A 14157-nucleotide genomic window follows, 5' to 3' on the forward strand; every position below is an offset into this window, starting at 1 on the left:
GCGCCATTCAATGATCGTATTCAGGTGTCGGATTCGTCGCTTTTTTCCCGCGCCAGGCGCCGTTCCTGGGCCTGTTTCTGCAGGATATAGCGTGCCAGCAACTGGCGTTGGGCATCGGTCATGGCTTCGAATTCCGTGCCGATTTCAAAGCCACCGGTCTTGGCATCGCAATGGGTAGCCTTGGCTCGCAGCAACAGCCCGAGGGCTTGCGGCATCAGCACCAGCTTGACCGCCAGGTGACTGTCGGGCTGGATCGCCGTGGGGTTCAGAAATTCGATGCCGCCTTCGGAGATGACCACGGGCTGCGGCGTACCGATTTCGCCCAGCAGGCTTTGCGCCATGATCTGGCTGAGCAAATCCATGCGTTTGTTCTGCACTTTGAGGAAGGCGGCCAGGGTGCGGTCCCGCTCGCCGATCTGGCGCAGCAAGTGCTGGGATTCAAATTCACTCAGGTGCAACTCGCTGAGCAGATTGAACAGCGGCGAATCATCCAGCAACACTTCCTTGCTCAGCGCTTCCGGGCCCGACAGTGGGGTAATTTCCAGTGCGATCATGTCCTCGATACGGTAGTATTCGCGGCGATCTTCTTCATCTAATGTCGACATGGCGAACCCAAGGCAGCGGTGATGGTCTGAGTGTAAAGCTGCTTACCTGACCCCGCCACAAGGACGTCTTCTTTTCCTCCGAACAAGCCCCGACATGTTCAGACCTCTCTTCGTATTTATTGGCACGCGTTATACCCGTGCAAAACGTCGCAATCATTTTGTGTCGTTCATTTCCCTGACCTCGATGATCGGGCTCGCCCTTGGCGTTGTCGTGATGATTGTGGTGCTGTCGGTGATGAACGGCTTCGATCATGAGATGCGTACCCGCGTGCTGGGCATGGTGCCCCACGCGACCATCGAGTCGGGTGAGCCCATCAGCGACTGGCAAAGCCTGGCCGCGAAGGTCAAGCAGAACCCCAAAGTGCTGGCGGTTGCGCCCTTCACCCAGATGCAGGGCCTGTTGACCAACGACGGCAAGGTGCAGAAAGTCCTGCTCAATGCCATCGACCCGGCGCAGGAACGCAATGTCTCGATCATCGATAACTTCATGCAACAGGGCAAACTGGACGACTTGTCGCCCGGCAGCTTTGGCATCGCTATCGGTGACAAGGCGGCGGCCAAGCTCGGCGTGGGCATCGGCGACAAGCTGACCTTCGTCGCGCCGGAAGTCACCGTGACTCCGGCGGGCATGTTCCCGCGCATGAAGCGCTTTACCGTGGTCGGCATCTTCCATGTCGGCGCCGGTGAGATCGACGGCTACCTGGGCCTGACCAACCTGACCGACCTGGCCCGCCTGCATCGCTGGAAGCCGGACCAGGTCCAGGGCTTGCGCCTGAAATTCAACGACCTGTTCGACGCGCCGCGTACCTCGTGGGAAATCGCCCAGCACCTGGGTGAAAACCAGTACTACGCCCGCGACTGGACCCGTACCCACGGCAACCTGTACCAGGCCATCCGCATGGAAAAAGCCATGATCGGCCTGCTGTTGCTGCTGATCGTCGCCGTCGCCGCCTTCAACATCATCTCCACGCTGGTGATGGTGGTGAACGACAAGAAGGGCGACATCGCGATCCTGCGCACCCTTGGCGCCACGCCGGGGCAGATCATGGCGATCTTCATGGTCCAGGGCACGGTGATCGGCGTCGTCGGCACCTTGATCGGCACCGTGGTGGGGATTCTCGCCGCGCTGAACGTCAGCGCGGCTATCGCCGGGCTGGAAGTGTTGATCGGCCACAAATTCTTGAACTCCGACGTCTACTTCATCGACTACTTGCCGTCCCAGGTGCAGAGCCAGGACGTATTGATGGTCGGCGGCGCCGCGTTGGTCCTGAGTTTCCTTGCCACCCTGTATCCAGCCTGGCGCGCGGCACGTACCCAGCCGGCGCAGGCTTTACGTTATGAGTGAATCGGGCATGAGTGAAAAAGCAATCCTGAGCTGCCGCAACCTGGGCAAATCCTACGAGGAAGGCCCGGAGTCCGTGGTGGTGCTGTCCAACCTGCAGCTGGAACTGCACCCGGGCGAACGCGTGGCGATCGTCGGCAGTTCCGGTTCCGGTAAAAGTACCTTGCTCAACCTGTTGGGCGGCCTTGATACGCCGTCCCAGGGCAGCGTCTGGCTGGCCGGCGAAGAGTTGTCGGCCCTGGGCGAGAAGGCCCGTGGCCAGTTGCGCAACCGTTCGCTGGGTTTTGTGTACCAGTTCCACCACTTGCTGCCCGAGTTCACCGCCCTGGAAAACGTCTGCATGCCGCTGTTGATCGGCAAGACCGCGATCCCGGAAGCACGCCAGCGTGCCCAGGCGTTGCTGGAGCGCGTCGGCCTGGGTCATCGCCTGGAGCACAAACCGGCTGAGTTGTCCGGCGGCGAGCGCCAGCGTGTGGCGATTGCCCGTGCCCTGGTCAACAACCCGGGCCTGGTGATGCTCGACGAGCCGACCGGCAACCTCGACTCCCATACCGCCCAGGGCATCAAGGACTTGATGCTGGAGTTGAGCACCCAGATGCGCACTGCGTTCCTGGTGGTGACCCATGACATGAGCATGGCCCGCCAGATGGACCGTGTGTTGCACCTGCAGGAAGGTCATCTGGTCGCCATCTGACCTGTTTCAAGCCCGGCGCCCGGCGCCGGGTTTTCTATTTTTTCAACGGTGCCCGCGAATGTTCAGACCGTTATCGATTTTCATCGGCACGCGCTATACCCGCGCCAAGCGCCGCAACCGTTTTGTTTCGTTTATCTCGATGACCTCGATGATCGGCCTCGCCCTGGGCGTGCTGGCGATGATCGTGGTGTTGTCGGTAATGAACGGTTTCCAACGGGAAATGAGCTCACGCATCCTCGGCATGGTGCCCCACGCGACCATCGTTGGCGTGAAGCCCATCAGCGACTGGCAGCCGGTGGCAGATGCCGCGATGAAGAATCCGGAAGTCACCGCTGCCGTACCGTTCACACAGATGGACGGCATGCTCTCCTACAAGGGCGCGATGCAGCCGATCGAGATCAGTGGCGTTGATCCGGCCCAGGAAGGCAAGGTGTCGATCGTGGCCCAACATATTGTCCAGGGCCATCTGGAAGACCTGAAACCGGGCGAGTTCGGTGTGGTGATCGGCGAAATCACCGCCCGGCGTTTCCGCCTGAACGTCGGCGACAAGCTGACCCTGATCGTGCCGGAAATCAGCAGTGCGCCCGGTGGCATCACCCCGCGTATGCAGCGTTTGAACGTGGTGGGTGTGTTCAAGGTGGGCGCGGAGCTGGATGGCTCCATGGCCCTGATCCACATGGCCGACGCCGCCGAGATACAGCATTGGGAGCCGAACCAGGTGCAAAGCGTGCGCCTGGCGGTGAAAGACTTGTATGCCGCACCCAAGGTCTCGGCGGATATCGCCGCCAGCCTCGGCGCCGACTACAAGGCCGACGACTGGACCCACACCCAGGGCAGCCTGTTCAGCGCGATGAAGATGGAAAAAACCATGATCGGCCTGCTGTTGCTGATGATCGTCGCGGTGGCGGCGTTCAACATCATCGCGACCTTGATCATGGTGGTGAACGACAAGGGCGCCGACATTGCGATACTGCGTACCATTGGCGCCACGCCGCGGCAGATCATGGCGATCTTCATGGTGCAGGGGACGGTGATCGGGATCGTCGGCACGTTGATCGGTGGCATCCTCGGCGTGATTGCGGCGCTGAACGTCAGTGAACTGGTGGGTTGGCTGGAACGGGTGACCGGGCAGCATATCTTCAGTTCGGACGTGTATTTCGTCAGCAACCTGCCTTCGCAGTTGCAGGGTGGGGATGTGTTGCTGATTTGCTCGGCGGGGTTTGTGTTGAGCTTTTTGGCGACCATCTATCCGGCGTATCGGGCGGCGAAGATTGAGCCGGCGCATGCCCTCAGGTATTCGTAATTCTTAAGACCGCCTTCGCGAGCAAGCCCGCTCCCACATTTTGACCGCGTTCTTCCTGAATGCACCCGGTCAAAATGTGGGAGCGGGCTTGCTCGCGAAAGGGCCGCTACAGCTTGCATCAATATCCCTGCGGCAACTCCATCACAAACCTCGCCCATCCCGCCCCCGACTCACAGAAAATCCGCCCCCCATGGGCCCGCACAATCGACTGGGTAATCGCCAAACCCAGCCCCGCATGCTCGCTGCTCCCTTCATGACGCGCCGGATCTGCCCGGTAAAAGCGGTCAAACAACCGTGGCAACAATGCCTCGGGAATGCCTTCCCCGGTGTTTTCCACACTCAGCGTCACGCCTTGCATCCCTTCGACAATCCGCACGCTGACTTCGCCACCCGGCGGGGTGAACCGCAACGCGTTATCCAGCAGGTTGGAAATCGCCCGGCGCAACATGCTGCGGTCACCTGAAGTGCTGGCGCTGCCTTCCCGAACCAGCCGCACCTGGACGTCCTCCGCCAGCGGTGCGAAAAACTCCAGCAATGCCTCCACCTCGTCCGCCAGCACCAGGGTTTCGCGCTTGGGCACCAGCAGCCCATGGTCCGCCTTGGCCAGGTACAGCATGTCGTTGACCAACTGCGCCATCCATTGCAGTTCTTCCAGGTTGCTGTGCAGGGCTTCGCGGTAGTCCTCCAGCGCCCGTGGCTGCGTGAGGATGACTTGGGTCTGTGTCAGCAAATTCGACAGTGGCGTGCGCAGTTCATGGGCGATGTCGGCAGAAAACGCCGAAAGGCGCTGGAAGGCATCGTCCAGGCGGCCAAGCATCGCGTTGAAGGACTGGGCGAGTTCCGCCAGTTCGGCGGGCATTTGTTCCTGGGGCAGGCGCTGGGTCAGGGAGTGGGCAGAGACGCCGCTGGCGACTTCGCTCATGCGCCTCAGCGGTCGCAACCCGCTGCGGGCGGCCCAAGCGCCGAGCAGGGCGGTGGCCAGGGCGGAAAGGCCGACGGTCAGCCAGATCAGATGCTGCATGCGTTGCAGGAAGTGTTGGTGATGGGTGATGTCGAGCATCAGCGTCAGGCGTGGCGAGTCAGCGTTTCCAGGAATCAGCGGCGCGTTGTACACGCGGTAATCGGTGCCGGCGTTCTGCACGCTGTGCAGGCCAGGCGCCTGGGGCAGGGTGATGCCGGGAGCGCCGTCGAACCAGCGCTGATCGCCGGCGGTGATGCGTAGGGCCAGGTCGGGCTGGCGATTGAGTTCTTCTCGCAGCGTTGTTTCTCGTAAGGCAAATCGTTCTGGCGTGTCGGCACCTTGCAATGTGCTGCGCAGCGCTATCAGCTTGCCGTCGAGCAACTGCTGGTCCAGCTCGATAAAGTGCGCCTCGCTGGCATGGTTGAACAGCACGCCGGCCAGCAATGAAACCACGGCGGTACAGCCAGCAAACAGCAGTGCCAGGCGGCTGGCCAGGGAAATCCGTTTCATCAACTGAACCGCTCCTCAAGCACGTAGCCCATGCCGCGTACCGTATGGATCAGCTTGTTGGGAAAGTTGTCGTCGACCTTCAGGCGCAGGCGGCGGATCGCGACTTCGATGATGTTGGTATCGCTGTCGAAGTTCATGTCCCACACCTGGGAGGCGATCAGCGACTTGGGCAAGACTTCGCCCTGACGCCGCAGCAGCAGTTCCAGCAGGGAAAACTCCTTGGCCGTCAGGTCGATGCGCTGGCCGTCGCGCTCTACCCGGCGGCGGATCAGGTCCATGCGCAGGTCGGCCAGTTGCAGGCTGGTTTCCTGGGGTGGGCTGCTGCCACGGCGTAACAGGCTGCGCACCCGGGCCAGCAGTTCGGAGAAGGCGAAGGGCTTGACCAGGTAATCGTCGGCGCCCAGTTCCAGGCCATGCACCCGGTCTTCCACGGCGTCCCGCGCGGTGAGGAACAGCACCGGCATGTCGAGCCCGGCGTTGCGTACGGCCTGGAGGATCTGCCAGCCATCGCGACCCGGCAGCATCACATCGAGGATCAACAGGTCGTAGTCACCGGTCAGCGCCAGGTGCTGGCCGCTGGTGCCGTCGGCCACCAGTTCGGTGTTGAACCCGGCCTCGGCCAGCCCCTGGCGCAAGTAGTGGCCGGTTTTCGGTTGGTCTTCGACGATCAGCAGTTTCATGGGCGGCTCATGGTTTTACGGGAACACAGACGTTATACCGCGCACATCCGGCAGCAGGCTCAAGCTGACAAAGTTGTAATCTGGCCGTCAGCTGGCTGGCAGCGGCGCGTTCGTAAAGTGTCCCACAGACTGATTCCGAACCTTTGGAGTGTGACCATGTTTTTACGTAAATCCTGGTTGTTGGCGGGCTGCCTGATGGCGCTGAGTCTTCCGGCGCTGGCTTCCCCGGCTGAAACCTTCGCCTTCGGTGAGGCTGCGCCCGCCGCCAAGGCCACGCGCACGGTGGAAGTGGTGCTGCAGGACATTTCCTTTTCGCCCAAGGCCATCGATGTAAAAGCCGGTGAGACCGTGCGCTTTGTGCTGGTCAACAAAGGCCAGTTGCTCCACGAGTTCAATATTGGCGACGCTGCGATGCACGCCGCGCATCAGCAAGAAATGCTCAAGATGCAGGCCAGCGGCATGCTGACGGCGACCGGCATGGGCAAAATGGACCACAGTGCGATGGGGCATGGTGATATGGCAGGCATGAAGCACGACGACCCCAACAGCGTGTTGGTAGAGCCAGGCAAGACCGCCGAGCTGACCTGGACCTTCACCAAGGCCACCGGCTTGGAGTTTGCCTGCAACATTCCGGGGCATTACCAGGCGGGCATGGTCGGCAAGCTGACCGTCAGCCAGTAAGCCATTGACGGGCAAAGGCGGGTAGAATGGCGGCGTTTATTTAGCCAGGTTTCCGCCATGCATCCCGCAGCCGAACATTCGCCGCTGGGCAAGTCCAGTGAATACATCTCCACCTACACCCCGTCGTTGCTGTTCCCGATTCCTCGCGCCGCCAAGTGGGCCGAGCTGGGCCTGAGTGCCGAGACCCTGCCGTATAAAGGCGTGGATTTCTGGAACTGCTTCGAACTGTCCTGGCTGCTGCCATCCGGCAAACCCGTGGTGGCCATCGGTGAATTCAGTATCCCGGCCGACTCGCCGAACATCATCGAGTCGAAGTCGTTCAAGTTGTACCTCAACTCGCTGAACCAAACCGCGTTTGCCGATGTGCAAAGCCTTGAAGCGACTTTGCGCACCGACCTGAGTGCAGCGGCCGGCAAGCCGGTTGGCGTGCGCATCCGCAGCCTGGGCGAGGTTGAAGCCGAAGGCGTGGTCGCGTTGCCGGGTGTGTGCATTGATGACCTGGACATTACCGTCAGCAACTACGAGCACCCGCGCCCGGAACTGTTGCGTTGCGACGATTCGCGCGTGGTGGAGGAGAGCGTCCACAGTCATCTGCTCAAGTCCAACTGCCCGGTGACCAGCCAGCCTGACTGGGGCAGTGTGGCGGTGGAGTACCGCGGCGCGGCGCTGGATCATGCCAGCCTGCTGGAATACCTAGTGAGCTTCCGCCAGCACTCGGACTTCCATGAACAGTGCGTGGAGCGGATCTTTCTCGACCTGCAGCGCTTGCTCAAGCCGGAGAAACTGACGGTTTATGCGCGCTATGTGCGGCGTGGCGGGCTCGATATCAACCCGTACCGCAGTACGGAAGAACTGCAGTTCCAGAACCTGCGGCTGGCTCGACAGTAGCCTTCACCCAAAATAAATGTGGGAGCGGGCTTGCTCGCGAAAGCGGTGTATCAGCCAGCCTATTTATCAGCTGACGGACCGCATTCGCGAGCAAGCCCGCTCCCACATTTGATAGGTGTCGGGCTATTAAATCCCGATGTTACCCAGGGTCACCACAATATTGCGCAAGGTCCCGGCAATGCCCGGGTGGTCCAGTTCGAAGCGTTCTACCGCCAGGTTCACACCGTCGGCGATACTTGGGTCCTGAATAGCACCTTCCAGCGGCTCCTGAACTTCCAGTTCAGCGATCAATGTTTGCAGCTCTTCGCGCTTTTCGAGGGGCATTTCTGGATTCTGATCCAATTGCTCGCGCAAAATTTTGACCTGTTCTTGCAGTTGTTCGCGGGCAGGCATGGCGTTCTTCCTTTTATCGATAGGCACTGGCATAGACCGCGGCACGCCGGGAAAGGTCTATGGGCTGACCTGTAGATTAATCCACTGGCGCCGACTGTGCATGATCTCGATCAGGGCTTCTCGCCCTTAAGCTGGCGCAGACTGATGTCGGCCAGGCAGGTCTGCAGTTCGCCCAGGTGGTCAATCACCGAATGCACGCCCAGGCCATAGAGCGCGACAGTGGCTTTGGCGCGCTTATGCTCGCGTTCCTTCTCGCTGAGTGCTTGCCATTGCTGCGGCGAAAGCCCGCACAGTGAGCCACAGGACGCCAGGCCGATGGTCCACAGCCCGGCATTGAGCCCCGATTGCAGCAGGCGTGGCTCGCCGCTGACCAGGACGCAGCCTTCCAGGCGTTCGATATTCAGTTCCATCAGGGCCTGCCAGCAGGCGTGAGGCGCCGGCCAGCGGGTGGAGGAGGGCTTGGCAGCCTTGATCCAGCGGGGTAGCCCGGCGGCCAGCGGTGTGGAAACCGACGCCGGCAACTCGTCCAGCCATGCACAAGGGACGCGCTGTTCTTCGAGGCTGCGCAGGATCTTCAGAGCGCCGACAGTGGCATGGGTATCGCTGGAAGGCGCGGAATCGGCGCGGGCCTGGGAACCAAAGTCCACCAGGCAGCCACTAAGCCCGAACAGTACGGCCGTCAAGGACGGGGTGCTGGCACTAACAATCTCGGCGTGTGGCATTTCGACGTCCCTGAAATAGCAGTGACGCTACCGGACTTGGGTGACAAGCAAGTTACACCCGCAGCAATTGTAGGAATTTTGTGCATTTGCTGAATGACATTTCTGCAAGGCTGCCTAATCTGACACTTCCGTCATATACTGACGGCCTCATTCAGGGCATAGCGCCCATGACAGACCATTCAAGGAGTTCAAGCTATGCGCTGGAGCCAATGTCTAGCTCAGCTGTCCGTATGTGCGAGTATTTTGCTGGTTCCTTTCGTAGCCCAGGCGGCCTCGGAAGATGATCCATGGGAAAGCGTCAACCGCCCGATCTTCACCTTCAACGATACCGTTGATACCTATGCCCTCAAGCCATTGGCTCAAGGCTATCAGTTCGTGACCCCGCAGTTCGTGCAGGACGGGATCCACAACTTCTTCCGCAACATCGGCGACGTCGGCAACTTTGCCAACGACGTGCTGCAACTCAAGCCCCACGCTGCAGGCGTCGACACTGCCCGTTTGCTGATGAACACCACGTTCGGCGTGCTGGGTTTCGTTGATGTCGGCACCAAAATGGGGCTGCAACGCAACGACGAAGACTTCGGCCAGACTCTCGGCTACTGGGGCGTCGACAGCGGTCCTTACGTGATGCTGCCACTGCTGGGCCCAAGCACCCTGCGTGACGCGCCGTCCAAATACGTGGACAGCTACACCCAGCCATACCGCTACATGAACGATATCGGCTGGCGCAACAGCACCTTCGGCCTGAATATCGTCGACACGCGTGCCAGCCTGCTGTCCTCAGAGAAGCTGATCAGCGGCGACAAATACACCTTCATCCGCAACGCCTACTTGCAGAACCGCGAGTTCAAGGTCAAGGATGGCAAGGTTGTAGACGACTTTTAAGCCCCAGGCTTGAAAGAAGAAGGCGGCCCTCGGGTCGCCTTTTTTGTGGGCGGCATTCGAGGTTTATCCGTGGGTTACGTGCTTACTTTAAGTCGCGGTTTTATGCGTTCTTATAACTACTGGTGATTTGCGATGTAAAGACGCCCGGCGACCATCGCCGTGAGCTTGAAACCCCTGGCGGATGGGAGTACCGTCTGCGCCTTAGAAGGGCACCTCTGCTTTACCTTTGTGCGTCGGCAATAACTCGGCGTTTTGTAGGACAGAGAGGCTAGAAAGCGAATCCAGTAGTAAGCCCGGCCATTGTCGAGCTGCCTACGCCAACCTAATTCTGGCGCCGTTTGCCCACATGCAGAAAACCAGTGCCACGCTGCTGATAATCGATGACGACGAAGTAGTGCGCGCGAGTCTTGCGGCCTATTTGGAAGACAGTGGCTTCAGCGTCCTGCAGGCCAGCAACGGCCTCCAGGGTCTCCAGGTATTCGAGCGCGACAAGCCCGACCTTGTGATCTGCGACCTGCGCATGCCCCAGGTGGGCGGCCTTGAGCTGATCCGCCAGGTGACCGACATCGCCCCGCAGACGCCGGTGATTGTCGTGTCCGGTGCCGGCGTGATGAACGATGCCGTCGAGGCCTTGCGCCTCGGCGCTGCCGACTACCTGATCAAGCCCCTGGAAGACCTGGCTGTGCTGGAGCACTCGGTGCGTCGTGCCCTGGATCGTGCACGGCTGCTGCTGGAAAACCAGCGTTACCGTGAAAAGCTCGAAACCGCCAACCGCGAACTCGAAGCCAGCCTGAACCTGCTCCAGGAAGACCAGAACGCCGGTCGCCAGGTGCAGATGAACATGCTGCCGGTGAGCCCGTGGAGCATCGACGAGTTCAAGTTTGCCCACCAGATCATCCCGTCGCTGTACCTGTCGGGTGATTTCGTCGACTACTTCCGCGTTGATGAGCGGCGTGTCGCGTTCTACCTGGCCGACGTTTCCGGCCACGGCGCCTCCTCTGCATTCGTGACCGTGTTGTTGAAGTTCATGACTACACGGCTGTTGTTCGAGTCCAAGCGCAATGGCACCTTGCCGGAGTTCACCCCTTCGCAAGTGCTGGGCCACATCAACCGGGGCCTGATCAGCTGCAAGCTGGGCAAGCACGTGACGATGGTCGGCGGCGTGATTGATGAAGAAACAGGTCTTTTGACCTACAGCATTGGCGGTCACCTGCCATTGCCGGTTTTATACACTCCAGACAGTGTGCGCTACCTGGAAGGGCGTGGTTTGCCGGTTGGCTTGTTCAATGAAGCCACCTACGAAGACCACATCCTGGAATTGCCGCCGACGTTCAGCCTGACGCTGATGTCCGACGGTATCCTGGACCTTTTGCCAGAGCCTACACTCAAAGAGAAAGAAGCCGCCTTGCCCCAACGGGTCAGGTCGGCGGGCGGCAGCCTGGATGGCCTGCGGCAGGTTTTTGGATTGGCCACGCTAGGGGAGATGCCGGATGATATCGCCCTATTGGTGTTGAGCAGGAATCTTTGATGAGTACCGGAAGAATCCAATTCGCCGAGCAAGACGGGACTTTTGTCCTGAAGTTTGTCGGTGAAGTGCGCCTGACCTTGTGTTCGGCGCTGGATGCGACGATTGAGCGGATCTTCACAGCCTTGAATTTCTCGGCGATCGTGATCGATCTGACCGAAACCCGCAGCATCGATAGCACCACCCTTGGGCTGTTGGCCAAGTTGTCCATTCTGTCTCGGCAGAAGGTCGGACTGCTGCCGACCGTCGTCACCACCCACGAAGACATCACCCGTCTGTTGCAGTCCATGGGCTTCGATCAAGTGTTCAACATCGTTGACCGCCCGATCCCGTGCCCGGAATGCCTGACCGACCTGCCGTCCCAGGACCAGTCCGAGGAAGTGGTACGGGTCAAGGTACTGGAAGCCCACAAGATCCTGATGGGCTTGAACGACTCCAACCGCGAGGCGTTCCACGACCTGGTGAATGCGCTGGAGCGGCACTAATTTCCAGCTGAAACACTGTCAAAGTGTGGGAGGGGGCTTGCTCCCGAAAGCGGCGGGTCAGTAGTGAATGTAGCGACTGACGCCTGTATTCGAGAGCAAGCCCCCTCCCACATTTTTAACTGAGTTCGGCTCGAAATCGGCTAATACAAAAAAAGGGCGGCACCCTCACAGGTGCCGCCCTTTTTGTCGCCGCCGTTTTTAGAGCTTGGCGGTCAACAGCGCTTCGAGTTTTTCCTGGTCGCGGGCGAACTGACGAATGCCCTCGGCCAGTTTCTCGGTGGCCATCGCATCTTCGTTGGATTCCCAACGGAACTGCGCTTCGGTCAAGTGCACCCGAGCTTCGCCCGCATGGCCTGGCGACAATTTACGTTCCAGCTTGCCGTTGTCGGCTGCGAGTTTTTCCAGCAGGTCCGGGCTGATGGTCAGGCGGTCACAACCAGCCAGCTCTTCGATCTGGCTCAGGTTACGGAAGCTTGCACCCATTACCACGGTCTTGTAGCCATTGGCCTTGTAGTAGTTGTAGATGCGCGTCACCGACTGCACGCCCGGATCCTCGGAGCCGGTGTAATCGTTACCGTTGGCCTTCTTGTACCAGTCGTAGATACGGCCCACGAACGGCGAAATCAGGAACACGCCGGCTTCGGCGCAAGCCACGGCCTGGGCGAAGGAGAACAGCAGCGTCAGGTTGGTCTGGATGCCTTCTTTTTCCAGCTGCTCGGCGGCGCGGATACCTTCCCAGGTGGAAGCGATCTTGATCAGCACGCGGTCACGGCCAATGCCGGCCTTGTCGTACAGGTCGATCAGGCGATGGGCGCGCTTGAGGACGGCGTCAGTGTCGAACGACAGACGGGCATCCACCTCGGTGGAAATGCGGCCGGGCACCACTTTCAGGATTTCCTGGCCGACGGCTACCGCAAAACGGTCGCTGGCCAGGCCTACATCGCCGTTGCAGTCGGCAACAGCCTCATCCAGCAGCTTGGCATAGCCTGGGATCGACGCGGCCTTGAGCAGCAGGGAAGGGTTGGTAGTGGCGTCTTGCGGCTTGAGCTTGGCGAGGGTAGAAAAATCGCCGGTATCGGCTACTACAGTGGTGAATTGCTTGAGTTGTTCCAGCTTGGAAGTCATGGGCGTGCTCTGTCCTGTGGGTCTGATGACATTACCCGAGCGCTGACAGCCGCTCAAGGGCGCAAATGCATTCGATCGTTTGCGAGGGCAACAACCTGAAAACAGCCGTTTGAATCACCGGCCAATGCTCAATAGGAGGCCAAAACAGCCAGCAGGTTCAACCCAACTGCCCGATGACCACCCCGATCAAACGGTGGGAGCAGTCTTGCCCCATCTTCCTGACATCCCCCCCCTCCAAATGTGGGAGCGGGCTTGCTCGCGAAGGCGTCGTGTCAGCCACCCAATAAACCCACTGACACCCAAATCACCGCCCCTCCAACAACTCCCCGGCCTTATCCAGCAACGCCAGCGGATCACTGGCCTTATGAATATCCACCGACAACAATTGCCGAAACTTCCGCGCCCCCGGGAAACCCGTCCCCAGCCCCAGTGCGTGGCGCGTGATGTGATGCATCGCGCCACCTGTCGCCAGGTGTTCGGCTATATAGGGACGCAACTGCGCCAACGCCTCGGCGCGGGTGATCACAGGTGTCGTGCTGCCAAACAGCTGCTGATCCACCTCGGCCAGCAAATACGGATTGTGATAAGCCTCGCGGCCCAGCATCACGCCGTCGAAGGTCTGCAAATGCTCCTGGCACTGTTCGAGGGTCTTGATGCCGCCGTTGAGGATGATCTCCAGTTCAGGGAAATCCTGCTTCAACTGGGCGGCAACGTCGTAGCGCAAGGGCGGGATGTCCCGATTTTCCTTCGGTGACAGCCCTTCCAGAATGGCGATTCGCGCATGCACGGTAAAACTGGTGCAGCCCGCGTCCTTCACCTGGCCAACGAAATCGCACAGCTCGGCGTAACTGTCCCGGCCGTTGATGCCGATGCGGTGCTTAACCGTTACCGGGATCGAGACCGCGTCCTGCATCGCCTTTACGCAATCCGCCACCAACGCAGGGTGTGCCATCAGGATCGCGCCAATCATGTTGTTTTGCACCCGGTCGCTGGGGCAGCCGACGTTGAGGTTCACCTCGTCGTAGCCGGCGTCCTGGGCCATGCGGGCGCAGGCGGCCAGGTCAGCGGGGACGCTACCACCCAACTGCAAGGCGAGTGGATGCTCGGCCTCGTTGTGGCGCAGGAAACGTTCGTGGTCGCCGTGGAGGATTGCGCCGGTGGTGACCATCTCGGTGTAGAGGAGGGCGTTTTTGGACAGCAGGCGCAGGAAGAAGCGGCAGTGTCTGTCTGTCCAATCCATCATGGGTGCAACGCTGAAGCGCCGAGACAGTGCGGGGCTTGATTCTGCTGGGCTAAAGCTCTGTTTATCTAGCATTTTACTCAACGTGTTCTTGGCGTGTTCTAGGGCGTTTTCAGGC

At 60.2% G+C, this 14157-nt stretch carries 15 protein-coding genes; 8 read left to right on the forward strand and 7 right to left on the reverse strand.

The window, feature by feature from the left end:
• Positions 1-20 precede the first annotated feature (20 nt).
• Positions 21-605, reverse strand: coding sequence for a PilZ domain-containing protein (locus tag HYE77_RS08960; RefSeq protein ID WP_177068685.1), 585 nt, complete (start codon positions 603-605; stop codon positions 21-23).
• A gap of 94 nt (positions 606-699) precedes the next feature.
• Here HYE77_RS08960 and HYE77_RS08965 point away from each other — a divergent pair, with 94 nt between their 5' ends.
• From HYE77_RS08965 to HYE77_RS08975, 3 genes are read left to right on the forward strand one after another with little or no spacing between them, the layout of a single operon-like run.
• The gene (locus tag HYE77_RS08965) at positions 700-1950 is read left to right on the forward strand and encodes a lipoprotein-releasing ABC transporter permease subunit (protein WP_003218943.1); all 1251 of its coding nucleotides are present in this window, start codon (positions 700-702) and stop codon (positions 1948-1950) included.
• A 7-nt stretch (positions 1951-1957) separates the two neighbouring features.
• Positions 1958-2641, forward strand: a complete 684-nt coding sequence (lolD, locus tag HYE77_RS08970; protein WP_003218941.1) for a lipoprotein-releasing ABC transporter ATP-binding protein LolD — start codon at positions 1958-1960, stop codon at positions 2639-2641.
• Positions 2642-2699: 58 nt separating this feature from the next.
• A complete protein-coding gene (locus HYE77_RS08975; protein ID WP_003218940.1) occupies positions 2700-3944 on the forward strand; it encodes a lipoprotein-releasing ABC transporter permease subunit in 1245 nt (414 codons plus the stop codon).
• 118 nt (positions 3945-4062) lie between these two features.
• On the opposite strand, the gene HYE77_RS08980 is transcribed toward HYE77_RS08975, so the two are convergent.
• Both HYE77_RS08980 and HYE77_RS08985 read right to left on the reverse strand, forming a co-directional pair.
• Positions 4063-5415 carry a heavy metal sensor histidine kinase gene (locus HYE77_RS08980; protein WP_177068686.1) on the reverse strand — a complete coding sequence of 451 codons (1353 nt, stop codon included), beginning with the start codon at positions 5413-5415 and terminating at the stop codon, positions 4063-4065.
• Positions 5415-6095 carry a heavy metal response regulator transcription factor gene (locus HYE77_RS08985; protein ID WP_003218936.1) on the reverse strand — a complete coding sequence of 227 codons (681 nt, stop codon included), beginning with the start codon at positions 6093-6095 and terminating at the stop codon, positions 5415-5417. The genes HYE77_RS08980 and HYE77_RS08985 overlap by 1 nt, the downstream gene beginning before the upstream one ends.
• A 156-nt stretch (positions 6096-6251) precedes the next feature.
• Here HYE77_RS08985 and HYE77_RS08990 point away from each other — a divergent pair, with 156 nt between their 5' ends.
• Together HYE77_RS08990 and queF are read left to right on the forward strand one after the other, a co-directional pair.
• The gene (locus HYE77_RS08990) at positions 6252-6776 is read left to right on the forward strand and encodes a plastocyanin/azurin family copper-binding protein (protein ID WP_177068687.1); all 525 of its coding nucleotides are present in this window, start codon (positions 6252-6254) and stop codon (positions 6774-6776) included.
• Between the two features lie 57 nt (positions 6777-6833).
• The gene (gene queF, locus HYE77_RS08995; RefSeq protein WP_177068688.1) at positions 6834-7664 is read left to right on the forward strand and encodes an NADPH-dependent 7-cyano-7-deazaguanine reductase QueF; all 831 of its coding nucleotides are present in this window, start codon (positions 6834-6836) and stop codon (positions 7662-7664) included.
• Positions 7665-7790: 126 nt separating this feature from the next.
• Here the strand turns inward: queF and HYE77_RS09000 are convergent, their stop codons facing one another.
• The gene (locus tag HYE77_RS09000) at positions 7791-8057 is read right to left on the reverse strand and encodes a DUF4404 family protein (RefSeq protein ID WP_003218929.1); all 267 of its coding nucleotides are present in this window, start codon (positions 8055-8057) and stop codon (positions 7791-7793) included.
• A 110-nt stretch (positions 8058-8167) separates the two neighbouring features.
• Positions 8168-8779, reverse strand: a complete 612-nt coding sequence (locus HYE77_RS09005; protein WP_003218927.1) for a hypothetical protein — start codon at positions 8777-8779, stop codon at positions 8168-8170.
• A gap of 195 nt (positions 8780-8974) precedes the next feature.
• On the opposite strand from HYE77_RS09005, the gene HYE77_RS09010 reads away from it, so the two are divergent.
• The 3 genes from HYE77_RS09010 to rssC all read left to right on the forward strand — a co-directional run bounded on the left by HYE77_RS09010 (position 8975) and on the right by rssC (position 11674).
• Positions 8975-9664 carry a VacJ family lipoprotein gene (locus HYE77_RS09010; RefSeq protein ID WP_008437615.1) on the forward strand — a complete coding sequence of 230 codons (690 nt, stop codon included), beginning with the start codon at positions 8975-8977 and terminating at the stop codon, positions 9662-9664.
• Positions 9665-10010: 346 nt separating this feature from the next.
• A complete protein-coding gene (rssB, locus tag HYE77_RS09015) occupies positions 10011-11192 on the forward strand; it encodes a two-component system response regulator RssB (RefSeq protein WP_003218921.1) in 1182 nt (393 codons plus the stop codon).
• Positions 11192-11674, forward strand: coding sequence for an anti-sigma factor antagonist RssC (rssC, locus tag HYE77_RS09020; protein ID WP_003218919.1), 483 nt, complete (start codon positions 11192-11194; stop codon positions 11672-11674). Before rssB ends, rssC begins: the two co-directional genes overlap by 1 nt.
• Positions 11675-11872: 198 nt before the next feature.
• Here rssC and tal read toward each other — a convergent pair whose 3' ends face one another.
• Both tal and dusA read right to left on the reverse strand, forming a co-directional pair.
• Complete coding sequence (gene tal / locus HYE77_RS09025) at positions 11873-12799, reverse strand: transaldolase (RefSeq protein ID WP_008437618.1); 927 nt, start codon at positions 12797-12799, stop codon at positions 11873-11875.
• Between the two features lie 304 nt (positions 12800-13103).
• Positions 13104-14114 carry a tRNA dihydrouridine(20/20a) synthase DusA gene (gene dusA / locus HYE77_RS09030; RefSeq protein WP_177068689.1) on the reverse strand — a complete coding sequence of 337 codons (1011 nt, stop codon included), beginning with the start codon at positions 14112-14114 and terminating at the stop codon, positions 13104-13106.
• Positions 14115-14157 lie beyond the last annotated feature (43 nt).

Source organism: Pseudomonas sp. IPO3774, from assembly GCF_013386835.1.
Lineage (GTDB): Bacteria > Pseudomonadota > Gammaproteobacteria > Pseudomonadales > Pseudomonadaceae > Aquipseudomonas.